The sequence below is a fragment of the Dysgonomonas sp. PF1-14 genome, assembly GCF_029892965.1.
Classification (GTDB): Bacteria; Bacteroidota; Bacteroidia; order Bacteroidales; family Dysgonomonadaceae; genus Dysgonomonas.
Genome location: NZ_JARXWN010000001.1, coordinates 257,125 through 281,643, shown reverse-complemented (window position 1 = coordinate 281,643; position 24,519 = coordinate 257,125). Strand labels below are relative to the sequence as shown.

At 41.2% G+C, this 24,519-nt stretch carries 22 protein-coding genes and 1 pseudogene; 9 read left to right on the top strand and 14 right to left on the bottom strand.

All coding sequences use genetic code 11. The annotated features are described in order from the left end of the window. The first annotated feature begins 164 nt into the window (after positions 1-164). Positions 165-1,643: an FISUMP domain-containing protein gene (locus M2448_RS01290; RefSeq protein WP_280644464.1), complete on the top strand. Its 1,479-nt coding sequence runs from the start codon at positions 165-167 to the stop codon at positions 1,641-1,643. A gap of 26 nt (positions 1,644-1,669) precedes the next feature. Here M2448_RS01290 and M2448_RS01285 read toward each other — a convergent pair whose 3' ends face one another. Further along, positions 1,670-3,322, bottom strand: a complete 1,653-nt coding sequence (locus M2448_RS01285; RefSeq protein ID WP_280644463.1) for an AMP-binding protein — start codon at positions 3,320-3,322, stop codon at positions 1,670-1,672. A gap of 37 nt (positions 3,323-3,359) precedes the next feature. Beyond that, complete coding sequence (locus M2448_RS01280; RefSeq protein ID WP_280644462.1) at positions 3,360-3,938, bottom strand: cupin domain-containing protein; 579 nt, start codon at positions 3,936-3,938, stop codon at positions 3,360-3,362. A gap of 975 nt (positions 3,939-4,913) precedes the next feature. On the opposite strand from M2448_RS01280, the gene M2448_RS01275 reads away from it, so the two are divergent. The 3 genes from M2448_RS01275 to trxB all read left to right on the top strand — a co-directional run bounded on the left by M2448_RS01275 (position 4,914) and on the right by trxB (position 9,275). Further along, positions 4,914-7,406, top strand: a complete 2,493-nt coding sequence (locus M2448_RS01275; RefSeq protein WP_280644461.1) for a DNA translocase FtsK — start codon at positions 4,914-4,916, stop codon at positions 7,404-7,406. A gap of 177 nt (positions 7,407-7,583) precedes the next feature. Beyond that, positions 7,584-8,222 (top strand): LolA-like putative outer membrane lipoprotein chaperone, encoded by a 639-nt coding sequence (locus tag M2448_RS01270; RefSeq protein ID WP_280644460.1) that lies wholly within the window; start codon positions 7,584-7,586, stop codon positions 8,220-8,222. 111 nt (positions 8,223-8,333) lie between these two features. Continuing rightward, positions 8,334-9,275 carry a thioredoxin-disulfide reductase gene (gene trxB / locus M2448_RS01265; RefSeq protein WP_280644459.1) on the top strand — a complete coding sequence of 314 codons (942 nt, stop codon included), beginning with the start codon at positions 8,334-8,336 and terminating at the stop codon, positions 9,273-9,275. Positions 9,276-9,335: 60 nt separating this feature from the next. Here trxB and M2448_RS01260 read toward each other — a convergent pair whose 3' ends face one another. Then, a complete protein-coding gene (locus M2448_RS01260) occupies positions 9,336-11,270 on the bottom strand; it encodes a PQQ-binding-like beta-propeller repeat protein (protein WP_280644458.1) in 1,935 nt (644 codons plus the stop codon). A gap of 108 nt (positions 11,271-11,378) precedes the next feature. Between M2448_RS01260 and M2448_RS01255 the strand changes: the two genes are divergently transcribed. Further along, a complete protein-coding gene (locus M2448_RS01255; RefSeq protein ID WP_280644457.1) occupies positions 11,379-12,053 on the top strand; it encodes a helix-hairpin-helix domain-containing protein in 675 nt (224 codons plus the stop codon). On the opposite strand, the gene M2448_RS01250 is transcribed toward M2448_RS01255, so the two are convergent. The 3 genes from M2448_RS01250 to M2448_RS01240 all read right to left on the bottom strand — a co-directional run bounded on the left by M2448_RS01250 (position 12,050) and on the right by M2448_RS01240 (position 15,045). After that, positions 12,050-12,700 (bottom strand): response regulator transcription factor, encoded by a 651-nt coding sequence (locus M2448_RS01250; protein ID WP_280644456.1) that lies wholly within the window; start codon positions 12,698-12,700, stop codon positions 12,050-12,052. The two genes, M2448_RS01255 and M2448_RS01250, sit on opposite strands and share 4 nt — an antisense overlap. 40 nt (positions 12,701-12,740) lie before the next feature. Further along, positions 12,741-13,562, bottom strand: coding sequence for an alpha/beta hydrolase family protein (locus M2448_RS01245; protein ID WP_280644455.1), 822 nt, complete (start codon positions 13,560-13,562; stop codon positions 12,741-12,743). A gap of 457 nt (positions 13,563-14,019) precedes the next feature. Further along, positions 14,020-15,045 (bottom strand): lysylphosphatidylglycerol synthase transmembrane domain-containing protein, encoded by a 1,026-nt coding sequence (locus tag M2448_RS01240; protein ID WP_280644454.1) that lies wholly within the window; start codon positions 15,043-15,045, stop codon positions 14,020-14,022. 291 nt (positions 15,046-15,336) lie between these two features. On the opposite strand from M2448_RS01240, the gene M2448_RS01235 reads away from it, so the two are divergent. From M2448_RS01235 to pbpC, 4 genes are all read left to right on the top strand, one after another. Continuing rightward, positions 15,337-16,242, top strand: a complete 906-nt coding sequence (locus M2448_RS01235; RefSeq protein ID WP_280644453.1) for a hypothetical protein — start codon at positions 15,337-15,339, stop codon at positions 16,240-16,242. Beyond that, positions 16,235-16,750, top strand: a complete 516-nt coding sequence (locus tag M2448_RS01230) for a GNAT family N-acetyltransferase (protein WP_280644452.1) — start codon at positions 16,235-16,237, stop codon at positions 16,748-16,750. The genes M2448_RS01235 and M2448_RS01230 overlap by 8 nt, the downstream gene beginning before the upstream one ends. A gap of 9 nt (positions 16,751-16,759) precedes the next feature. Beyond that, complete coding sequence (locus M2448_RS01225) at positions 16,760-17,266, top strand: hypothetical protein (protein WP_280644450.1); 507 nt, start codon at positions 16,760-16,762, stop codon at positions 17,264-17,266. Between the two features lie 72 nt (positions 17,267-17,338). Further along, positions 17,339-19,732, top strand: a complete 2,394-nt coding sequence (pbpC, locus tag M2448_RS01220; protein ID WP_280644449.1) for a penicillin-binding protein 1C — start codon at positions 17,339-17,341, stop codon at positions 19,730-19,732. 606 nt (positions 19,733-20,338) lie between these two features. Here the strand turns inward: pbpC and rplQ are convergent. From rplQ to map, 8 genes and pseudogenes are all read right to left on the bottom strand, one after another. After that, a pseudogene (rplQ, locus tag M2448_RS01215) lies at positions 20,339-20,824 on the bottom strand (50S ribosomal protein L17); the annotation flags it as partial. 8 nt (positions 20,825-20,832) lie between these two features. Beyond that, positions 20,833-21,825 (bottom strand): DNA-directed RNA polymerase subunit alpha, encoded by a 993-nt coding sequence (locus M2448_RS01210; protein ID WP_280644447.1) that lies wholly within the window; start codon positions 21,823-21,825, stop codon positions 20,833-20,835. A gap of 8 nt (positions 21,826-21,833) precedes the next feature. Continuing rightward, positions 21,834-22,442: a 30S ribosomal protein S4 gene (gene rpsD / locus M2448_RS01205; protein ID WP_280644445.1), complete on the bottom strand. Its 609-nt coding sequence runs from the start codon at positions 22,440-22,442 to the stop codon at positions 21,834-21,836. Positions 22,443-22,550: 108 nt separating this feature from the next. Continuing rightward, positions 22,551-22,940 (bottom strand): 30S ribosomal protein S11, encoded by a 390-nt coding sequence (gene rpsK, locus M2448_RS01200; RefSeq protein ID WP_163307543.1) that lies wholly within the window; start codon positions 22,938-22,940, stop codon positions 22,551-22,553. A 10-nt stretch (positions 22,941-22,950) separates the two neighbouring features. Continuing rightward, positions 22,951-23,331, bottom strand: a complete 381-nt coding sequence (rpsM, locus tag M2448_RS01195) for a 30S ribosomal protein S13 (protein ID WP_280644444.1) — start codon at positions 23,329-23,331, stop codon at positions 22,951-22,953. A gap of 35 nt (positions 23,332-23,366) precedes the next feature. Further along, positions 23,367-23,483 carry a type B 50S ribosomal protein L36 gene (ykgO, locus tag M2448_RS01190; RefSeq protein WP_009433293.1) on the bottom strand — a complete coding sequence of 39 codons (117 nt, stop codon included), beginning with the start codon at positions 23,481-23,483 and terminating at the stop codon, positions 23,367-23,369. Between the two features lie 15 nt (positions 23,484-23,498). Further along, the gene (infA, locus tag M2448_RS01185; RefSeq protein ID WP_280644441.1) at positions 23,499-23,717 is read right to left on the bottom strand and encodes a translation initiation factor IF-1; all 219 of its coding nucleotides are present in this window, start codon (positions 23,715-23,717) and stop codon (positions 23,499-23,501) included. Positions 23,718-23,734: 17 nt separating this feature from the next. Continuing rightward, positions 23,735-24,517, bottom strand: coding sequence for a type I methionyl aminopeptidase (map, locus tag M2448_RS01180; RefSeq protein ID WP_280644439.1), 783 nt, complete (start codon positions 24,515-24,517; stop codon positions 23,735-23,737). Positions 24,518-24,519: the final 2 nt, after the last annotated feature.

The following is a 24,519-nucleotide window of genomic DNA, read 5'->3' as shown; positions in this document are numbered from 1 at the left end:
GTGTCTATCTGGTAAAGTGATGAATCTACTTTCACTTAGTATCTTTTTGCTCCCATTTTTGGGGGGGTATGAATTTTCTTTTACTTTTGTGACGTAATACTTTATGCCCAGACTTCAATAACACAAGAACTGCGTTTCAATTTTAATATTTAAATTGTACGCATATGAAAGTAACTGTTTTTAATGCCCTATTAATCTTATTCTTATTCGAGCCTGTTATACTATGCGATCTTCATGCTCAGGTTACCATTGGCTTAGGTGCTGCACCAAGCAAAACAGCCCTCCTGCAACTAAAAGATAAAGATCCGGACATCTATAATGAGACAAGTACCTCAGGTGGCTTGTTACTACCTCGTACCCAACTGGTAGATGAGCAAACATTAGAGCCATTTGCAAAAACAACCGATCCTTATTATCAAGATTACAAGAGGGAGAGTGTCGGATTACTTGTTTATAATGTGGGCGTAGCCCCGAACATGGATCCGGGACTTTATTTCTGGAATGGAGAAAGATGGATAAACGTTATGTCCAAGTCCGGTTCCAATCCAATACCTCCTATCAGACCTGATCCGGAGATCAGTGATCTGAATGACGTCAGAGCACTTTCTCTGCCCAACTCTTATATCCTACCACAAGCCCAAACACTGGAAATATCTGTAATAAAAGGCTATGCCGTATGGGCAAAGGAAATCCTTACTCCATTAAGCACTATGGAAATGCCAACAGTTGAACTCATATGGCAAAGCAAGCCTAACCTGATAGAAGAAGTATCTCTTGTACAGGGGACATCGCCTCATCAATCGAGAATAACAGTCAAAGCCAATGATATCGATGGTAATGCCATTGTAGGTATCAGAGTAGCCGGACAGATAAAATGGAGCTGGCATATATGGGTAACAAACTATAACCCCGAAGAAGAGAGCGGACAACGCAAAAATGGTTCCATTATATTCATGGACAGAAATCTTGGTGCCCTATATCTAAGCAGAGACAACATTAATGTCCTCAATCTGGGTATGTTATATCAATGGGGACGCAAAGACCCCTTCCCCGGGTCAGACGACTCTGACGATAACAATATAGAACGACCTGTTTACCTGATAGATAATAGCCAGACAGTTATAAAAAAGGAGGCTGTTCCTGCAAATTCAGCAGACAACAGGACTCTCACATTTACCAACCCATCTACATTCTACTATAACAAAAACAAGGACTGGTATAGCACGACCGGAGCATATAACGATTATCTGTGGGTAACCAACGAGGGAGGCAAGAAAGGTATCTACGACCCTTGTCCGCAGGGCTGGAAAGTGCCAAATCAGAATGCCTGGACCGGATTGCCTGTTTCAGGAGAATATACTTCTGTTACGAACGGACTGGACTGGAGCACGCCAGGGACACAATATACCGGCGGTCATTATCCATATTCAGGATATAGAGATTCGGAGTCCGGAAATATCGTTATGAAAAGCAAGAATAATCTGGTAGGCTATGTCTGGTGCAATTACAGCAATCCTTACATTGCTACAACTGCATACCGCCTCTTTTTCTACGACCATGACATTTCGTTACCCACAACTCAGACGCCTGCTCCCAAAGCTCAGGGGAATGCAGTGCGTTGTGTAAAAGAGGATACCCCTTAAATATTAAGGGATAGCGATAGAGGTGGCTATAACACCTCTATCCCGTCCCTTTTCAGAAGCTCCAACCCTATATCTTTTAGCTTGAACTTTTGTATCTTGCCGCTGCCTGTAAGCGGAAATTCATCTACAAAGAAGATATACTTAGGTATCTTGTGGCGGGCAATCTGTCCGCGACAGAAGTCTTTTACATCTTCGGGTTGTAAGGTCGCTCCGTCTTGCAAGATAATGAATGCCCCTACCTGTTCGCCATATTTGGGCGAAGGAATGCCGACAACCTGTATGTCTTTAATTCCTTGCAGGTGGTAAAGGAACTCTTCTATCTCGCGTGGATAGATGTTCTCTCCTCCGCGTATGATCATATCCTTTATACGTCCCGTAATACGGAAATAGCCATTCTCGTCTTTTACTCCCAGATCGCCCGAATGCAGCCAACCGTCTTTGTCGATCACTTCGGCCGTAGCCTGTGGGTTTTTGTAGTAGCCTTTCATTACCAGATAGCCGCGACAGCATACTTCGCCTTGTTCACCCACAGCACACTCTTCTCCGGTATCGGGATTCACTATCTTTACTTCGGTGAAAGGATACTCCTTGCCAACAGTTGTACAACGTGCCTCAAAGGAGTCCTCTATCGTAGAATGCGTCATGCCCGGAGACGATTCCGTCAGTCCGTAAACACTTGTTATATGCGTTATATGCAGTTTTTCCGTAACCTGCCGCATAAGTTCTATAGGGCACAATGCCCCAGCCATGATGCCTGTGCGTAGCGAACTGACATCGAACATACTGAACATCGGATGATTCAATTCGGCTATAAACATTGTCGGCACCCCATACAGTGCAGTACAACGCTCTTTGTGAACCGAAGCCAGTACGACCAGCGGATCGAAACGTTCTACCATCACCTGAGTAGAACCATGTGTAAGGCAGTTCATTGTGGCAAGCGTGATACCAAAGCAGTGGAATAACGGGACACAGATGCATAGCTTATCATCTTGGGTAAAGTTCATAGCTTCGCCTGTGAAGAAGCCGTTATTGGTTATATTGTGATGCGTCAACATTACGCCTTTGGGGAAGCCTGTCGTTCCCGACGTATATTGCATATTTACCACATCATGACAGTTAACTGAAGCCTTAGCCTCATTCAATGCATCAGACGAAACGTTCTTGCCTAATAGCAGTATCTCGGCTGTATTGTACATTCCCCTGTATTTTTCCTGTCCGATAAATACTACGTTTCTCAGACGAGGGAAACGAGGGCTTTTCAGATAACCGCGTTGTGTTGTTTTCAGTTCCGGTGCCATTTCATACACCATGTCTATATAGCTGCCATCGAAAACACCTTCGGTAATGCAGAGCGTGTCGATGTCTGCATTCTCGATTATATACTCCAGTTCGTGTTGCTTATAGTTCGTATTGATGGTAACCAGTACCACGCCTATCTTGGCTCCGGCATACAGGAATGTGAGCCAGTCGGGTACATTAGTCGCCCAGATGCCCATATGGTCGCCCGGTTTCAGTCCTATAGCCAATAGTCCTTTAGCCATATTGTCTACACGCTCGTTAAACTGTTTCCAAGTAAAACGAAGGTCTCTGTCAGAATATACGATGTATTCTTTATCGGGTGTTTTCTCCGCCCAGTATTCGAGCCATTGTCCCAGAGTGCGGTCTGTCAGTTGCATAAAAAGTTAAATATAAAGTTTAGAGTATGTCCGGTACTTATACCGGAGTGTAAATTACAGCCAGTACCTTAGCACCTTCTTCGCCTCCTGCATGTACATGATGATCTACAATAGAATCATAGTAGATGCTGTCTCCTTCTTCGAGCAGATAGGTCTCATTACCGTACTGGATTTCTACAATTCCTTCGAGACAGTAAATAAATTCTTCTCCCTCGTGTGTAGAAAGCACAAAATCTACACCTTCCAGCACAGGTTCTATCTGGATCACGAACGGTTCCATGTGTCTGCCCGATTTGGCAGCCGATAGCGAATAGTAGTCCATGTGTTTGTGCGAAGACGTGTCTTTCGTAGAGAAACTTATTGCCTTATCGAACTGCTCCTTTCGCGATACCACAGGTCCCAGTTCATCGTAGTCATCTAGGAAAGTTCCCAGTCTGACGCCCAGCACACGCGCTATCTTTATCAGCGGAGCCAGAGATGGCAGTATGCCTGTTTCCTCTATTGTCTCTATCTGCAATCCATCCAGGCCTGAGCGTTCTACCATTTCTGCGATGCTGATGGACTTAGCCTCGCGTAGCTGCTTTATGCGCTCTCCTATATTCATTTTTGTTTTCATTCCTAAGATTGATAGTTTAAAGTTATATTTTTCAATAATACAAAAATATGATATTTATTTATATATCATCTACCCATTGTGTTACAAAAGCCATCTAATAAGTTTTAATTTTCTTTTTAACTAAAGTCTTACAATAGTTACAAGTTACTTTGCCCTACGAGCAGTTACGAGTTACAAGTATTTTTCTTTGCGCCTTAGCATCTTTGACTCGCCTTCGCGTCGTCGATTTTCAATTGCGTGAGACTAATTTTAACTAAAACCTTACATTCCTTACAAGTTTATTAGTTTATTAGTTTATAGTCTACTAGCTTGCTAGCATTATTTTCTGTTTTTCGTAGGGTCTGAACCGCGTGTCTGCCCCTTATTTAATCTTCGGGCGAACACATGGGTTCGCCCCTACAAACTCGCTCCCTTTTGAGGCTTTGCACCCCCCTCTCACTTTGGAGAGGGTCGGGGTGAGGTGAATTTTAACTAAAACCTTACATTCCTGACAGGAATTCCAATCTTTAAACTTTAAATTCTTTAAATATATAATTTTTCAAAGATCGCTTTCTTTCAATTAAGTGAACACATGGGGCAGTTCTACATTCATAACTCATAACTTATGATTCCCATCATCTTATAGATAAACCCATTAGTGTCCACTAAGAATCGCACAAACATCTGTATTTAATTGATAATAAGTAATTTATTATTTATTTTAGAGTAAACGGATTTGAATTTACACTTAGTACTTAATTGTCAAAATTGAATATTTCAATTTTTTAAAATACTGAAAATCAATAGTACTCATAATTCCAATTCATTCAATTATTAAGAATCTGTTTTTTTAGTGGACACTAGTGAGATAAACCAATAAAAAAATAATAAAGATTTCGTACGTTCACACTGAGAACACCTTCATAAAAAAGCATTATATTTGTAGATTATATCATTTCTAAAAACAAGGACGAAGCTTTTGGCTTACTTCACCATATGGCAAAAAAAACTGTACAGAAAAAGAAACCTCAAAACAATAAGGCAACCTCATTCATTGAGATTATAAAGAAGGAGCGGACTAAGTTCCTGCTCGGAGTTTGCCTTGCTTTTATCGGAGCATATATACTATTGGGCGAAATATCGTTTTTCGTCACAGGTGCAGCCGATCAGAGCAAAGTTGAATTTATTTCCTTTTTTGATTTAATTTCAAAAAAACAACAGATAAGCAACTGGACAGGAGTACTTGGTGCATTCATCGCCGAACGACTGATTAACAAATGGTTCGGAATCTTTTCTCTATTGATCCCTGTATATTTTATCCTTATGGGATTGAAACTCATGCGAGTAATAAACATATCAGCAATACGCACATTTTTACTTACAGCTTTCGCCATGATCTGGGGTTCGATAACCTGTGCATTTATTTCACGCTTAGCAAATGACGGCAGCAGTGTATTTTGGGGAGGTGGTCATGGCATGGGTATTGAAAAATTTCTTGAAGCTGCTTTAGGTAAATCAGGAACAGTCATGGTAATCCTGCTTTTACTGATCATATTTCTTATCATTACCAAAAAGGCATCAATGGAATTCTTTCGGGGGCTATTCAGAAATCCACTTAAGAGGAATTCAGAAACAGAGTCCGATCCGGAATTAGACAACCTGTACGAGGATGAACAGGGCGAACCGGAAAAAGAATCGAAAAGCATTTTCAGTTTCTTTAAGAAGAAAGAGAAGCCCGAAGATGTTGCAGAAGAAGATGACTATATTACCGAGCCTATCGAACTATCTGTAAAAACACCTAAGCCGTTAAAAGAACCCAAACCGACATCTATGCAGGTAGATCAGGACTTCGAGATCGTTGTTCCTAAAGACGAAGAGTTTATACAACCTGTCAGCAAAAACGGGTTTTCTCCCGGGAACAATAATATCACACCAATTGAAGGGCTCGAAGACGACATACTTGACGAAGGTGAAGAAATGGAAGAGTACGATCCGACAAAAGACCTTTCTAATTTCCACTTCCCTTCTGCCGAACTGCTGAAAGTGTATGACACCACCGGAAAAGGTGTGGACATGGAAGAGCAGAATGCCAATAAGAGCAGGATTATAACTACCCTGCAAAACTATGGTATAGAGATCACGTCCATAAAAGCAACCGTAGGACCTACCATTACGCTGTACGAGATAGTACCGAAAGCGGGTGTACGCATATCGAAAATAAAAAATCTGGAAGACGACATTGCCCTCAGCTTATCTGCGTTGGGTATCCGCATTATCGCCCCGATGCCGGGCAAAGGTACAATCGGAATAGAAGTACCGAACAAAGACCCACAGATAGTATCTATGCAATCGGTAATTGCTTCGCGCAAGTTTCAGGAAAGCACGTTCGACCTACCTGTGGCACTGGGCAAGACCATAACCAACGAGATATTCATGTTCGACCTCTGCAAAATGCCGCACTTACTGGTAGCAGGAGCAACAGGACAGGGTAAATCGGTTGGACTTAATGCCATCATCACATCACTGCTTTACAAAAAGCATCCGGCCGAGATGAAAATGGTACTGGTAGACCCGAAGATGGTAGAGTTCAACATCTATTCGCGAATCGAAAAACATTATCTGGCAAAACTACCGGACGCCGAAAAAGCTATTATTACCGATGTATCGAAGGTAACGCAAACCCTGAACTCTCTGACCAAAGAGATGGACGACCGTTACGAACTACTGATGAATGCAGGGGTAAGAAATATAAAAGAGTATAACGAGAAATTCAGAAAACGCCGCCTGAACCCATTGAAAGGGCATCGTTTCCTGCCTTATCTGGTGATTATTATAGACGAGTTCGGCGACCTGATAATGACTGCCGGAAAAGAGATAGAAATGCCGATAGCACGTATTGCCCAGAAAGCGCGTGCCGTAGGTATGCATATGGTTATTGCTACACAGCGTCCGACAACAAACATCATCACAGGTACGATAAAGGCGAACTTCCCTGCCCGCATGGCTTTCCGCGTGACTTCGCAGATAGACTCGCGTACCATACTGGATATGTCGGGGGCAAACCAGCTCATCGGACGCGGAGATATGCTCTTCTCGCAAGGCAGCGATCTGGTGCGTATCCAGTGTGCCTTTGTTGATACGCCGGAAGTAGAGGGTATCGCCCAGTATATCGGCAGCCAGCAAGGATATGCCAATGCATTCGAGTTGCCTGAGTATGTAGGAGAAGCGGGAGAAGACAAAGTTGGAAGCATCGACCTCAACGACCGCGACCCATTGTTTGATGAAGCAGCACGCTTGATAGTGGTGCATCAACAGGGATCGACATCGCTCATACAACGCAAGTTCTCGATAGGCTATAACCGCGCAGGACGACTGATGGATCAGCTGGAAGCAGCAGGCATAGTAGGCCCTACACAGGGAAGTAAAGCCCGCGATGTACTGATAGCCGATGAATACAGTTTGGAGCAGAAGTTAAGTTCGTTTAATTAACCGGCTATGATAAAAGGGAAGAGCCTGCTTCTTATCTTTTTAATTCCTTTATTCGCTTTCTGTACAAAAGGATCTGGTTATTTTACTCTCTAGTTTTATCACCTATTTAGAAACCCTATTTTAAACTTTTCCCGTAATTAATTGTCTATATTTGTATACAAATAAGAATAAATAGATATGAAAACAAAACTATTCATTGCCTTACTGCTTATATCGTTTGTGTCCGCAGCATCTGCCCAAGACGCACGTTCGATACTGGATAAGGCTTCCGATGCTTATAATAAAGCCGGAGCCGTAACAGCAAAGTTTACGCTGGATGCCAAAGACACTAAAGCCAAGACTACATATAGCCAAAACGGTACGGCATATATGAAAGGGGATAAATTCAAAATAGAGGTTCCCGATGCCATCACATGGTTTGACGGCACTACCCAATGGGTATATGTAAAAGATACCGAAGAAGTCAATGTCAGCAGCCCCACCGGCGACGAATTGCAGGCAATAAGCCCTTCTGCTCTGTTTAACATCTACAAAAAAGGATTCGACCTGAAATATAAGGGAGAAAAAAGGGTAGCAGGCAGAACTGTTTACGAGGTAGAACTGACTCCTCAGAAAAAAGGCATGGAATTCACCAAAGTCATTGTCGAAGTGGATAAGGCAAACAACACATTTTCGAAGATCACAGCAATAGATAAATCCGGAATCGAGAACATACTCTCTATCAAGAGTTACCAAACCGGAACAAACATAGCTGATGCGGCATTCCAATTCAATAAAAAAGAATATCCGAGAGCCGAAATAGTAGACCTCAGATAGATAGATTCTGTTTATGTTTCTATAAAAAATAAGAAACACCTATGCTTTGACTCGATAAGTATTTTCTATATATTTGCACTAAATATAAACAAAACATATAAATCTTACGATATGAATGAAAAAGTACGCTGCCTGATCATCGGTTCAGGACCTGCCGGTTATACTGCCGCTATCTATGCGTCGCGGGCTAACCTTGCCCCTGTATTGTATGAAGGCATTCAGCCCGGAGGACAATTAACAACTACTACTGAGGTAGAAAACTTTCCCGGATATCCGGAAGGAATTACAGGAACCGAACTGATGGAAGACCTGAAAAAACAAGCTATCCGTTTCGGTGCTGATATCCGTTTCGGTATAGCCACTGCTGTCGACTTCACTGCTTATCCACGAAAGGTAGTGATCGACGGAGAAAAGACAATAGAGACCGATACGGTAATCATTGCCACCGGAGCCAGCGCCAAATATCTGGGACTGCCCGATGAAGCCAAATATGCAGGGATGGGGGTATCGGCCTGTGCTACCTGCGACGGATTCTTCTACCGCAAAAAGGTAGTAGCCGTAGTAGGAGGTGGAGACACAGCCTGCGAAGAAGCTATCTACTTGTCAGGACTGGCTGAGAAAGTATATCTGATCGTACGCAAGCCATACCTTCGTGCATCGAAAGTAATGCAGGACAGAGCAATGCAAAACCCTAAGATAGAGGTATTGTTTGAATGTAATGCTGTAGGCCTCTTCGGGGACAATGGTGTAGAAGGTGCACACATTGTAAAACACATGGGCGAACCGAACGAAGAAAAATTCGACATCAAGATAGACGGATTCTTCCTAGCCATAGGACATAGTCCGAATACCGATATATTCAAAGACCAACTGAACCTCGATTCGGTAGGTTATATCCTTACTACTCCGGGTACACCGAGAACATGTATAGAAGGTGTATTTGCAGCCGGAGACGTTGCCGACCCACATTATCGTCAGGCTATCACAGCAGCGGGAAGCGGTTGTCAGGCAGCTATAGAAGCCGAAAGATACCTGAGCGAAAAAGGATTGTAATTAATTCTTCTCTTATAATATAAAAAGAGCGGCTTTCGTATGAGAGCCGCTCTTTTACTATCATTTCTTGCTATATACCCACATTTCCTTTCCTTTCACATAATATACATTATCGGAAACAGGATCTACCTCATATATAGGCTTCTCATTATCTACAAGTATTTTATCAACTTCTTCACCATCATTCTTACGGACTTTAACCAGTTGCACTCCGCCACCTTCTGCTCTATCCATTACAAATGCGTACTCGTTATTCGCTTTGAGAGCTAAGAAACGTTGTTGATACTTATCCAATGCCGAATTGTTTACTATTCCTGCCATTGCACTGGCACCCCCTATTATAGCTTTATCGGCTGTAGACGGCCCCTGCCCCTTACCCATATTACCAAACATTTGCGTAGCTCTTGTTCCTGCAAGTGCAGTAGAACCCAGTGAGGCAACAGTTCGTCCTATCGCAAACATATTACGTTTCTTTGCTCCCGGATCTTTATAAATGCGGTGATACTTAGTCTCGCCATCAAAAGAAACGCCGATCACATCATTCTCTCCAACCAAGGAAACACCCCAATCGAACAGTTCGATATTCGACATAGTCTTGTCGTCTTTTATCTCTTTTAGCTTGGCAAAAGCTTCGGGTTTGTCTTCCGATTTTGCATTCGGGTCGAAACGGTAAAGCTTCTTATCGTTGTATGCCAGATAAACGTTCTTATTTTCGTCGTAACTGTATAGCAACGGACGTTTCTTATCGAACTCTATATTCTTCTTCCAGATTTTCTTTCCGGTAGTATAGTCCACCATATTACCATAAGTATCTGTCAGATAAAATACTCTGTTGTTATCAACTTTACCAAGGTAATATACTTCGTCCTCGTCATTATCGCAGATCTCAATAAACTTCTTCCATTTGTTAGCTCCATTTTTGTCAATAAGGTTCATTTCCTTATCTGCTACATACAGATAGTCGTCACCTACAGGTATCACCTGTTTGATCTTATTCCCTTTAGCATCCTTTTTCCAAACTTTCTTTCCATCTGCATACGAATAAAAGTTGAATCCGCTGGCATGTGCTACCAGCACCTTATCGCCTGCATCTTCGATATACGATATATATTTGGTAGTAATATCATCTTTCCACAGTTTATTTCCCGTATTTGCATCTAACAGGTTAAGGGCTACTTTAGATGAAAACAGGTTGCCTGATTTGCGCATTGTAATCACATTTGCCAGATTATCGGACAGGATAAAATCCGTTACTTTAAAGTCTGTCTGCCACAAAAGTTTTCCATCATTCTTCGCCAGATTATACAGCGTACCGTTTATAGATGCGAATATATTATTGTCTGTTGTAAAAACCTTATCCTGCGGATTATCGCTTTCTTTCCAGAAGGTAAGGAGGCTGCCCAGCGATTTCAGGAACGAATCCATAGATGCCAACTCAGTCATCCATTTCTGAGTACCCGATACCAGATCGTAATATACACAGCCATACTGATTTTTATTTACCACTGTCAGCAGGAAAGCCTTATCATATGGCATATATTCGGATTGCAGAAGGCTGTATCCAAGATTGCCCGAATTGAAGACAACCTTCCCGTCAGTAGAATTGATAATAATGTCTATTCCTTCAATATTCAGCGAAACAAAAGGAGAATTAGGAATGAATCTGATCTCGTCTTTCTTGCTTTCCAGCAACTTACTAAAATCCGCATTAGCCAGACTCAGCCCCAGATCGGCCATCTCTGCCACATCTGCGAATTTATCTACTTTTATCAGTTCGGCTTTTGTAATTCTCCATTCTATTTTATTCGATTCCGGATCGTAGCTCTGTACGGCATCTTTTTCCTTAACGATGACACTTCCGGTGAACGGGTTCAGAAGGATAGTTTCGATTGTTTGGTCAAAAGGAATAATCTGATCGGCTTTTCGTTGAGCCAAAAGTTGCATACTTTGCACACAAAGGCAAAATACAATAAGTAAAGTGAGTTTAGTCTTCATAGTACTGTAAAGTGTAAATTAATATTAACTTTGGCAAAAATAAATAAAATAATTACTTGATCACTCTATTATTCGGATTTATTTTCCAAGACCTACACTATAGATAAAATGAACTGGAAAAAATACTTCTATTTTCAGAAAGGGGATAAAATCGCCATCATACTGTTGCTCATCCTTATTGTCTTATCGGGAGGTATATATATCATTACCAAACCTGTAAAGACTAATGGTATGGCTGAGAAAAACAGCGAACTCGAAAAAGAATTTGCTGCATTTGAAGCCGAGTTGAAAGACAAAGCCGAAAAGCAACCAATAACACAGACCGACTACTATACAGAAAAAATAACATACACCAAATACCACTATCAGGAAAAGTTAAAAGCCGGAGAAACCATAGAGCTAAACAGCGCTGATACTTCCGCCTTGAAGAAGATTCCCAAAATAGGCAGCGGATATGCCAACAGGATCGTAAAGTACAGAGAGGCACTTGGCGGATATATAAGCATGGAGCAACTGAAAGAAGTATGGGGTATGGACGATTACCTATACAGCGACATTGTGCCATACATCACATTACAGCCCAAAGCAAAGAGGCTTAATGTTAACAATGCAGAATTTAAGGTACTTAATAGCCATCCTTATATCAATTATAAACAGGCACAAGTGATAGTGGATATACGCGAGCGTAAAGGAAATATAGAGTCTGTAAGCAGGCTGTCTCTTTTGGATGAGTTCACTGAAAAAGATCTGGTCAGGTTGAAACCCTATCTGTCATTCGACTAAATATAATAATCTGCCATATCGACCAGTCCGGCACGCATGGCGTACTTTGTAGCCTCATGCACATTGTTTACTTCCAGTTTGCGGAATATATTTTTTCGGTGTGTGATCACTGTATGAAAGCTCAGATTGCGATTGGCGGCAATTTCCTTTGTGGTATGTCCTAAAGCGATCTCTTTCAGTATTTCTTTTTCGGTAGCTGTCAATATATGATCGACCGTATCCGATACAGGCCTTTGTGATTGTAATAGCTGATTGGCTACCCTCCCACAGATAAAACGTTCGCCTCTGAATACATGTATCAGCCCCATATCTATCTCGTTCAGCTCACAGCTTTTCAGCACAATACTGAATGCTTCACTGCTATAGACAAGACGTCTCAGGAAATCGTGGCTCAATTCGTCAGAGAATAGTAGCCAACGCGATTCTGGGAAACGGTAACCGACATTCAGCAATTCGTCTACACTTGTAAAATCGGAGAGTGTATAGTCTAATACGATAACAGCAGCAGGAAAAGAAGCCAGCCGTTTTATCAGTTCCGACTTACTTTCAGTACGCTGGATAGAAGAGGCTTTCTTGGTATCCTGCAAGAGAGCCTCCATCCCTACCCGCGTTATATCTTGCTTATCGTATATTATTATATCGCTCATCCTTCCCTAACCTTTTGACACATATAGGAATCAAAGGTAGTTATTTTTGATTGAAAAACTTGGAGAAAAACAACATTTGATAATCTACTGCATTGTTCCAGTAATCATGTGTATGCCCTCCCGGACGGATGATATAATCGTGCGGAATATTACGGTAAAGCATTTCCTTGTGCAACTGCTCATTTACCTGAAAGAAGAAATCATCTTTTCCGCAGTCTATAATAATAGCCAACGTGTTAGGCTCTATCTTATCCAGCTGGGTAATAACTGTATGATCATCCCATACTTTGGTATTTTGCTTGTATGAGCCTAGCCATTTTTTCATTTCCCAGTTGTTGGGAAAAGGGCGTATATCTACACCTCCACTCATCGATCCACAGGCGCCGAATACATCGGGATTATTGATGCCCAGCCACAGACCGCCATGTCCACCCATGCTGAAACCTGTCACGGCACGTCCTTTAGGAGATGCTACAGTATTATAATGGCTGTCGATATAGCTTATAAGCTCAGAGCTTACATAGGTTTCGAACTGCATAGACGGCTCCACAGGACTATCCCAATACCAGCTATTCTGACCATCGGGGCAAACAAAAATCATCTGCAAACGGGTTGCATCCTGCGGTAGCGATTTCTTCGTACCCTTCACCCATGTATCGTATTTACCTCCATAACCATGCAGAAGATAAACAACAGGGTATTTCTTGTCGGATGCCTTGTCATAACCTTCCGGCAGAACAACCACATTCTTGATATTCCGGTTCATTTTCTTACTCAATACCGTTACGGTATCTACTCTTTGTGCCTGTAACCCCGATAATGACAAGGCTACCAACAGTAATAAACTTAAGTACTTTTTCATATCTTATTTAAATTAGATTTTTAACTAAAAGCTGACAAACATTACTAGTTTACTAGTTTTTTTAGTCTACTAGCTTGCTAGCATTATTTTCTGTTTTCGGGCGAACACATGGATTCGCCCCTACAAACTCGTTCCCTTTTGAGGCTTTGCAACCCCCTCTCACTTTGGAGAGGGTCGGGGTGAGGTGAATTTTAACTAAAACCTCACATTTCTTACAAGTTTATTAGTTTATAGTCTATTAGCTTGCTAGTTTGATTTTTCCTATTTCTAGTACACTAGAACTCTATAATCTAGTACACTAGTTTTTAACTAAAACCTCACAAACCCGACAGAAATTCCAATATTTAAACTTTAAATATATAATTTTTCAAAGATCACCTATATTGTTAACTGTTGACTGATCACTGCTAACTGACATATAGATAAACTTTCCTTCAATAAATTACAATCAGCCATTCTACTTCTTTCCGAACGATTTCTTTATCCAACGCGGAACGATCAGCGCACCTACAAACAGATAATTGTAATAGGTAAACAATCTCCACAATAATATGATCAATGGAACGACTCCCGCCAATGGTATAAACTCGCTCAGATATTGTTTAAATATAAATTCGCTGAACCCGCTTCCTCCCGGTGTAGGGCTCACTACCATTACAATCCACATCACAAACTGACGGGCAAATATCAGCAGATTGTCGTGTACTGTAAAGAAAGCCATAAACAAGGCGTTTACCACCAGATAGCGTGAACACCACGATAAGATGGTAGCAACGATCAGAGGCCACCAGAATGAAAACGTTTTCCCCCTTATCTCGCGCGAACTGACAACCAGATCGTCTCCCGCCTTCACTGCACTGCTGTGCCATCGCCTGAGAAACGGCAAACGGAATATCTTTATAATCAGCCACCGTATAGCCTGCGGGCGAAAGAACAGGCCGACAACCAGCAAGGTACACAAAAGCATCTTGATAATGTAGGCGACTATAAACAGTATAAGTACACTGGAGCCTAAAGCTGTAGTATCGGAGAATAAGGTATGGAACGGAATAAACAGTAATAGTATCGGAAAGGTGACTACAAAAAACATTTCATCGAGCAGCAAGGTTACAAAAACCATTGCCGTACTACGCCCCACCGTTATATTCTCCTTTGCCAGAAAGACGACAGCCATTGTAGACCCTCCCACCACCGAAGGCGTTATTGCCGTACCAAATTCAGCCAGTAATGTGATCTTGATACACTGCTTCCACGACAGTTGCTTTTCGGTGAGGTAGCGGTAGCGTATGATGAACCCTATATCGCGTCCCAGCATACAACAGAAGGCCACGAATATCCAGAAAACCGTCTGGTTGGTTACAGATATCTGTTTCAGGTCATCCACATTGAACTCACGGCTCATCATAAAGACAATTACCCCCAATCCGATAAAAGTGGGCAAGAGTATTTTCCAGATGCTAAATCCCTGAGATTCCTTTTCCATGACTGATAATTTGCAGTGTACAAAAATAAGAAAACATTTGGTCTTTTTTCGTACATTTAGAGTCTGTTTTAAATTTATTCGTTCAGATTTTCAGAACTATTTTTAGATTGATTTTTTCTTTCACGAAGTGATAGTAGCGGGCTACTTGAACTGAGAGAAAGGGAAAATCAGATAAAAAGAGACTAAAAATGAACGAAAACAAGTAAATAAATCACATAAGTAAATATTTGTATAAATTTTAAACAGGCTCTTACATAAACTGATATATTTGCATACGGATATTATACAAAAATGAAGCGCATAATCTATTTTCTCATAGCAATTTACTTTTTCTCTGCGGATTCCTACGCATCATCTTATGTGCGTAAATCTTTGAGCCAGGTTGTTTGCGAGAGTGATAAATACTATGTCTGCTCTGTTTCAAAAACGCTTGGCGACAGCGTCTTTTTCGAAATAGAGAACTCATCCGGAAGCAAAGCGAGTTCATCGCCATTATTAGTCGTAATGGACGAATTATCACACTTCGTCCCCGACACCACACAGTATTACCTTGTACTATCAAATAAAGATGGCCTTAATTACCAACTTTTCTCATTCGATAAAAACGAATCTACAAAGACCGACCTATTAAAAGCCTGCAAAAAAATAAAAGAAATAGAGGCTATAGAAAATATAGAAAAGCGGATAGAAGAATATAAGAAATGGACATTTGCACTTGGCAAAAGCAAACACGACTTACTTCAAAGAGAAGGGCTTTATGAATGGGTAATGGGTATTCAAAGATATGTGAACGCGTATGAGAGGGTAAACAACATACCCGATCGGGGGCTATCTTTTGATGAAAAAATTCCCGATTATGGAATAGTTTCGGAAAAAGATATACGAACCTTGTTCTCCTTATTCAAAAAAAGGAATTGTATCATTTACAATGAATGGAGATTGTGCGGTTACTATTTTCTCACCTTTTGTAAAGAAGAACTTTCCGATTTTATATACACCTACATAAACAGATACCTGAGAACCGAAAACAAATGCTATATCCCACTAAATGTATTTGGCTATCTGAGAAAAGCAGAAACCGACCAAACAGTTTTAAGTATGATCGACAAACTAGAGTCTAATGTTAGTAGTCGTAATAATACCGAAGCCCTAGAGAATATTCAAGAGATAAAAATTATAAGAAGAAACAATGAATGAAATCTCTATAAATTCCGAAAAGATTCTGTTACGCAATATACAGGAAACAGACATTGACGCTATATACCCATACCGCTCTCTGCCCGAAATCGCAAAGTATCAGTATTGGGAACCATTTACATTAGAGCGAACGACAGACTTTGTCAACCAATGTATCGAAGCATATTATAATAGTGTCGGCCAATGGATAGGTCTGGCAATAAAGTATAAAGGCAACCTTATAGGTGACTGTGCTTTCAATATCAGTGATGGCATTTTGGAAATCGGCTGTAACATTTCGCCGGATTATCAAGGGAAAGGATTTGCGAAAGGAGCGTTAAACCTCCTTATTAGTGATTGTTACAAACGATTTCATATAAATGAAATTATCGGAATTACCGATTCTCGGAATACGGCTTCCATCAGATTAATGGAATCGTTAGGTATGAATAGAGACAATGACTTTGAGAACCATATTATTTGCAAAGGAGAAGATTGCATTGAGTATAAATATTCGGGGAAGAGATGATAGTTTTCAATGAATAAAGTTATAATAATAGGAAACTGTGGTGCGGGGAAAACCACATTCGCAATACAAATTGCCCGTAAAATAGGTTTACCTTTAATCCATCTGGATAAGGAATATTATCAGCCCGGCTGGAAACGCCCCGAAAAAGATCAGTGGCAGAAAAAAGTAACAGAGCTGGTCTCCGAACCAAAATGGATATTGGATGGTAATTATATAAGTTCACTGGATATAAGACTAAAAGAAGCCGACACTATTATTTTTTTAGACATAAATAGATGGATTTGTATTCTCAGTGTCCTTAAACGTATTATGCAAGGCAATATACGTGATGACATGGCATTGGGCTGCAAAGAAAGATTCGATACGAAATTTCTTAAATATGTGTGGAGTTATAATAAACAAATAAGACCGCGTGTATATGATTTATTAAATGAATACAGAGAAACAGACTTGATCATTCTAAATAGCAGAAAAGAGATGAGGGAATACATTGATCATTTCCCTAAGAATGATTGAACTCCATTTCTTCGGATTTGCAATCCAATTAATTGCTTACTTTTATAGAGAGAAATATCTTATAATAAAGAAATGCTAAGGCAGTATATGGAAAAGATAAAAGCTTTTCTTTCTTTTCTCTGGGAGAAATATAGAAAGTCTAAAAAGAGATACCGAATAAGTATCCCCATCTGTCTGATCCTGCTTGTCTGGTACATATTCTGCCTGCCCTCTCCCCTCTTTCATGTACCATACAGTACAGTTGTTTCCGACAGGCACAACGAACTGCTAGGCGCACGCATCGCTACCGACCAGCAATGGCGTTTCCCGACTCCCGACTCCATACCCGACAAATACAAGACCTGCCTCATAGAATTCGAAGACAAGCATTTTCACCGCCACTGGGGAGTAAACCCTCTGGCTATAGGGCGAGCCATAAAACAAAATATAGATGGCGGCAAAATAGTCAGCGGAGCCAGTACCATCACCATGCAGGCCATCCGTCTGTCACGCAACGAGAGGCGCACATTCGGCGAGAAATTTATCGAAATGATACTTGCCACCCGTATGGAATTTTCATATTCCAAAGACGAAATACTAGCCCTGTATGCAGCTCATGCACCTATGGGTGGCAATGTGGTGGGTATAGAAGCCGCATCGTGGCGCTACTTCGGACATCGGGCTGCAACTCTGTCGTGGGCAGAAGCTGCGACACTAGCTGTACTCCCCAACTCCCCTTCACTTATGCACTTCGGACGCAACAGGGATAAATTGCTCAATAAGCGAAATAAGCTACTGAGAAAGTTGTATCAGCGGAATATACTGGACGAAGTAGATTACGAACTGGCTATTTCCGAACCTCTGCCATTCCAGCCGCAAGCCCTGCCGCAAATAGCTCCTCACCTTGTGGCAAGGCTTTACCGACAAAAGGCAGGTGAATACATTGTTTCTACTATAGACAGGCAACAACAGGAACGTACAGAGAATATACTTGCCAGATGGAATGCAGAGTTTGCACAGAATGGCATCAAAAATATCGCTGCCATAATATTCGATGTAGAAAAAAATGAGGTCGTTGCATATTGCGGAAATGTAGATTTCGAGCGGGATATTTCAGCCAATCAAGTGGATATCATACAGGCGCCGCGCAGTACGGGAAGCATTCTCAAGCCATTCCTGTATTGTGCTATGTTGCAGGAAGGACTACTCCTGCCCGATCAACTCCTGCCCGATGTACCGATCAACCTTAACGGATTTGCACCGAAGAACTTTAGCCTGCAATACGACGGAGCAGTACATGCATCGGATGCACTTGCACGCTCATTGAATGTACCATCTGTGGTGTCGCTACGCAAATACAGCGTGCCTAAATTCTACAACGTACTGCAAAGGGCAGGCATGACAACGCTGAACCGCTCCGCCGACAACTATGGCCTATCGCTCATTTTAGGGGGTGCAGAAGGCAAATTGTGGGACATAAGCTACATGTACCTGCAAATGGCTCAACAACTCAAGCTATTCAACGAAGAAGGACGATATTTTGAGATGAAACAACCATCCTATCTTCTGGCTGATAATAACAACGAAAAAGGCGACCGTAACCGCAATCCACTATTCTCAGCCGGAGCTATCTGGCAAACACTGGAAGCACTGACCAATGTAAACCGCCCCGAAGAAATAGACTGGCGTTCGATTCCCTCTATACAAAAAATCGCATGGAAGACAGGGACAAGTTTCGGATTTCGCGATGGGTGGTCTGTAGGTGTCAGTCCCAAATATGTGGTCGGTGTATGGGTAGGCAACTCCGACGGAGAAGGGCGTCCCGGACTTACAGGAGCACGCACTGCCGGAATGGTAATGTTCGACATATTCAACTCCCTGCCTCAAAGCCGTTGGTTCGAAAGACCGGAAAGTGATCTGGTCATAGCCGAGATATGCCACGAAAGCGGATTTCTGAAAGGCATGAATTGCCCCGAAACAGCTACAGATACAACATGGATAAGCAAGAAAGGACGCGATGCTGCCGTATGTCCTTATCATAAACTGGTACATCTGTCAGAAGATATGAAATATCAGGTATTCAATGACTGCGCAGGCAGTAGGGGGATCGTACACACGCCATGGTTTATACTCCCTCCCTCGTGGGAATGGTATTATAAAGAACAACACCCCGATTATCGCCCACTACCACCCTATTCTCCCGAATGTAGGGAGGACTCCGACATACGGTTGATGGAATTTATCTATCCTTTCCCCAATGCAATTATCAATCTGCCCAAACAACTCGATGGCTCTCCGGGTAAGTTGGTATTCGAAGTAGCGCATAGAAATCCCCAGAACCGTATCTTCTGGCATCTCGATGGACAATATATCGGAGACACACAATACTTCCATAAAAAGGAGTATAGCCCATCTAAAGGGGAACATTCTTTAACAGTAGTCGACGAAACAGGGGTTAGTATGGCGATAAAATTCTCTGTAAAATAACTTTCTATAGTTTTTTTGTCAAGAATATGCAATAAAAATGCATGCTGTAAATCAATAATTTAGATATAAAATTTAAGTTTCCGTTATTTTTTTTCGTTTTTTTTTAATTAACCATGCAACGTTTTATGTTTTCATACATCTTATATATAGAAAGTAAATAAAATATACATATTTGCTTGAAAGACTTCCCAACCTTGACACAAAACTTGCAAGAATTCATATGGGTGGTACAATCGCTACTTATGTACCCACATACCCATAGAATAGTCTTGAAAACTACTTATCAAGCAAAAAAGTATCCTAAGCCATTAGGATACTTTCTTTTTATATGCCCGCCTGTAAGCAAAAGAAAAAGGATATCCAATCGAATACCCTTTCCTTATTATCTTCCAAAAATCTGAATCTTTCTTATTCTTCAGTCTTCGGTTTTTCTTCTGCCGGAGTTTCAGCTTCCACTTCAGGAGCAGCAGCTTCTGCCTCTACTACAGGTAGAGATTCAGGAGCAACTTCCAAAGCTTCTACTTCCTGCTCTTTTTCCTTTTCTACCTTTTCTGCTTTAGCTTTTTTAGCTGTTTCTTTTGCTACCGGTTGAGCAGCAGTATCGTCTTTCTTCTTAGAACGACGTGTTCTACCCTTAGTAGCCGCAGCTTTCTTCTCTTTCAGCATATTTTCGTTGTAGTCAACCAATTCGATGAAGCACATCGAAGCATTATCACCTAAACGGTTTCCTGTTTTGATGATACGGGTATATCCACCCTGACGGTCGCCCACTTTCTGAGATATGTTCTGGAAAAGTTCAGCTATAACAAGTTTCTTTCTGTCCTGCGGTTTGTTAGCAACCTTTTGGTTAGGGTAGTTGTCTACACTACTTATTTTAAGGTCTCTGTAAACCAAACGTCTGGCGTGAGTAGAATCTTCTTTAGCCTTCGTAATTATCGGCTCGATAACTTTCTTCAAAGCTTTGGCCTTCGCCACAGTAGTGAAGATGCGTTTGTTAGGGCTCATCAGTAGAGACACACACATATTAGCCAGCATGGCATCTCTGTGCGCACTTTTACGCCCTAAGTGATTAAATTTTTTATTATGTCTCATGTCGCTTACTAATCTTTATCTAATTTATATTTAGAAATATCCATCCCGAAAGACAGGCTCAGGCTATCCAGTAGTTCGTCAAGCTCGGTAAGTGATTTCTTACCAAAGTTACGGAACTTGAGAAGGTCGTTCTTATTGAACTGTACCAATTCACCTAATGTCTCTACTTCAGCCGACTTCAAGCAGTTTAGAGCACGAACCGAAAGGTTCATATCTGCTAACTTGGTTTTCAGAAGCTGACGCATGTGCAGGATTTCTTCATCGAATTCCTCATTACCGTCCACTTCACTCTGTTCGAGAAGTATTTTCTCGTCAGAGAACAACATGAAGTGATGGATAAGGATTTTAGCTGCTTCTTTCAAAGCATCTTTCGGATGAATAGATCCGTCGGTTGCTATTTCTATCACAAGTTTCTCATAGTCCGTTTTCTGTTCTACACGATAGTTTTCGATCGCATATTTTACGTTGCGGATAGGAGTATAAATAGAGTCAATAGCTATAACGTTAACATCATCGGACAGATTGCGATTTTCATCGGCAGGTACATATCCACGCCCTTTGTTTATATTCAACTCTATCTGAAAGCTTGCATTCTTATCAAGATGACAAATTTCCAGATCAGGGTTCAATACCTCAAATCCTGACAGATGCTTTCCTATATCTCCAGCTTTGAATACTTCGGTACCTGAGATAGTAATGCTTACCTTCTCGTTTTCGATCTCTTCTACGATTTGCTTAAAACGAACTTGCTTTAAGTTGAGGATTATGTTCGTAACATCTTCTATAACCCCCGGTACTGTAGCAAATTCATGCTCCACACCATCGATTTTTATAGAAGTGATAGCAAAACCTTCAAGGGATGAAAGCAGAATACGGCGCAAGGCATTACCAATAGTAATACCATATCCGGGTTCTAAGGGACGAAATTCGAATTTTCCGAAGAAATCGTCCGCTTCTAACATCAATACTTTATCCGGTTTTTGAAATGCTAATATAGCCATGAATTTAATTAATTTTTAGAATACAACTCTACGATCAACTGCTCTTTAATGTTTTCAGGGATATCTGCTCTTTCAGGAATATGAAGATATTTTCCTGCCATAGTAGACTGATCCCACTCGATCCAAGGGTATTTGCTATGGTTAAAGCCTGACAATGCTTCGCTTACAACTTCAAGTGATTTCGATTTTTCACGAACACCGATAAGTTGTCCTGGTTTTACCGCGTATGATGGTATGTTTACCACTGATCCGTCTACTACAATGTGACGGTGCGAAACCAACTGACGGGCTGCTGCTCTTGTAGGAGCAATTCCAAGACGGAAAACTACGTTATCCAATCTTGATTCTAACATCTGAAGCAACACTTCACCTGTGATACCACGAGATGCCAGTGCTTTATCGAACATGTTACGGAATTGTTTTTCAAGAACACCATAGGTATATTTTGCTTTTTGCTTTTCGCGCAACTGAATACCGTACTCTGACGATTTTTTCTTTCTTCCGTTACCGTGTTGTCCCGGAGGATAGTTCTTTTTTGAAAGAACTTTGTCAGGTCCGAATATTGGCTCTCCGAATTTACGGGCGATTTTTGATTTTGGTCCAGTATATCTTGCCATTTTCTTACTAATTAATAATTGATGAAAGCTAAAATTGTGCAGCCGCGATTACAGAGAGGGTGATTGTAATCAAATTTCACAATTTCTAGTTCCAATTTTTAAATTTGATTAAACTCTTCTGTGTTTTGGAGGACGACATCCGTTGTGAGGAAGTGGAGTAACGTCAACGATTTCTGTCACTTCAATACCTGCTGCATGGATAGTACGGATAGCAGACTCACGTCCGTTGCCCGGTCCTTTTACAAATACTTTTACTTTTCTCAATCCCAGATCAAATGCTACTTTAGCGCAATCTGACGCTGCCATTTGAGCTGCATAAGGGGTGTTCTTTTTAGAACTTCTGAAACCCATCTTTCCTGCCGACGACCAGCTAATAACCTGACCATCGCTGTTTGTAAGCGATATAATGATATTGTTGAAAGAAGAATGCACATGAGCTTGTCCAATTGCATCCACTTTAACGTTCCTCTTCTTCGCTGCGACTGTTTTTTTTGCCATATCAAATTAATTATTTTGTAGCTTTTTTCTTGTTAGCAACAGTTTTCTTTCTACCCTTACGTGTACGGGCATTATTCTTAGTACCCTGACCTCTCAACGGTAAACCGATACGGTGACGGATACCTCTGTAGCAACCTATATCCATCAATCGCTTGATGTTAAGCTGCACTTCTGAACGCAAGTCTCCTTCTACTTTAAATTTTGTAGCGATGATTTCTCGCACTGCTCCGGCCTGGTCATCGTTCCAGTCCTTAACTTTGATATCTCTATCAATTCCTGCTTCTGCAAGAATTTTGTTAGCAGAGCTACGGCCGATTCCAAAAATGTATGTCAAAGCTATCTCGCCTCTCTTATTCTGTGGTAAATCGACACCAACTATTCTTATTGCCATATATGTTTTTTAATTAATTTGCAAAATTAATAAATTTATCCCTGACGTTGCTTGAACTTAGGATTTTTTTTGTTTATTACGTATAAGCGTCCTTTTCTTCTGACGATCTTGCAATCAGCTGTACGCTTCTTCAATGATGCTCTTACTTTCATATCTTTGTTTATTTTTTATTTGTATCTGAACGAAATCCGTCCCTTAGTCAAATCATAAGGCGACATTTCGACACGTACCTTATCTCCGGGAAGTATTTTGATATAGTGCATACGCATTTTTCCCGAAATGTGTGCCGTAATTTCATGTCCGTTTTCAAGTTCGACACGAAACATAGCATTCGATAGTGCCTCTATTATTACTCCGTCTTGTTCTATTGCTGCCTGTTTAGCCATAAATATAGATTAATGTTTTAAATTGCGTTATCTCCTAAAACAGCTTCTACAAATTCAAATGTCGATAATATATCTGCTTTTCCCTGACGAATAGCAACTGTATGTTCAAAGTGAGCCGAAGGTTTACGGTCTTTTGTTCTTACAGTCCATCCGTCGCTTTCAAATACTACATTCTTACTTCCCATATTGATCATCGGCTCGATCGCTATGCACATCCCTTTTTTTAACATAGGGCCTACACCGCGTCTGCCGTAATTGGGTACTTCGGGTGCTTCGTGCATCTTACGACCAATACCATGACCTACAAGCTCGCGCACTACCGAATAACCACGTTTTTCACAATATGTCTGAACGGCATCGCCTATATCTCCTACCCGATTGCCTTCAACGGCTTTTTCGATTCCGAGATAAAGAGCTTCCTTTGTTGTTCTGAGGAGTTTTTTCACATCTTCTGCTACTTCTCCTACACAGAATGTGTAAGCCGAATCGCCACAAAATCCGTTTTTCTCCGTACCACAATCAACAGAAATAATGTCACCGTCCTGTAAAACATATTCAGAAGGGAAGCCATGTACAACATTTTCATTCACAGAGATACATAGCGAATAAGGAAATCCGTTGTATCCTAAGAATGAGGGAACGGCTCCGTGATCACGGATAAATTCTTCTGCAATCTTATCCAGATACAAAGTGGTGATTCCCGGTTTGATGAGTTTGGCCAACTCTCCTTGTGTCATTCCCACAAGGCGATTAGCCTCACGCATCAATTCTATCTCTTCGTCTGTTTTTAGAAATATCATTC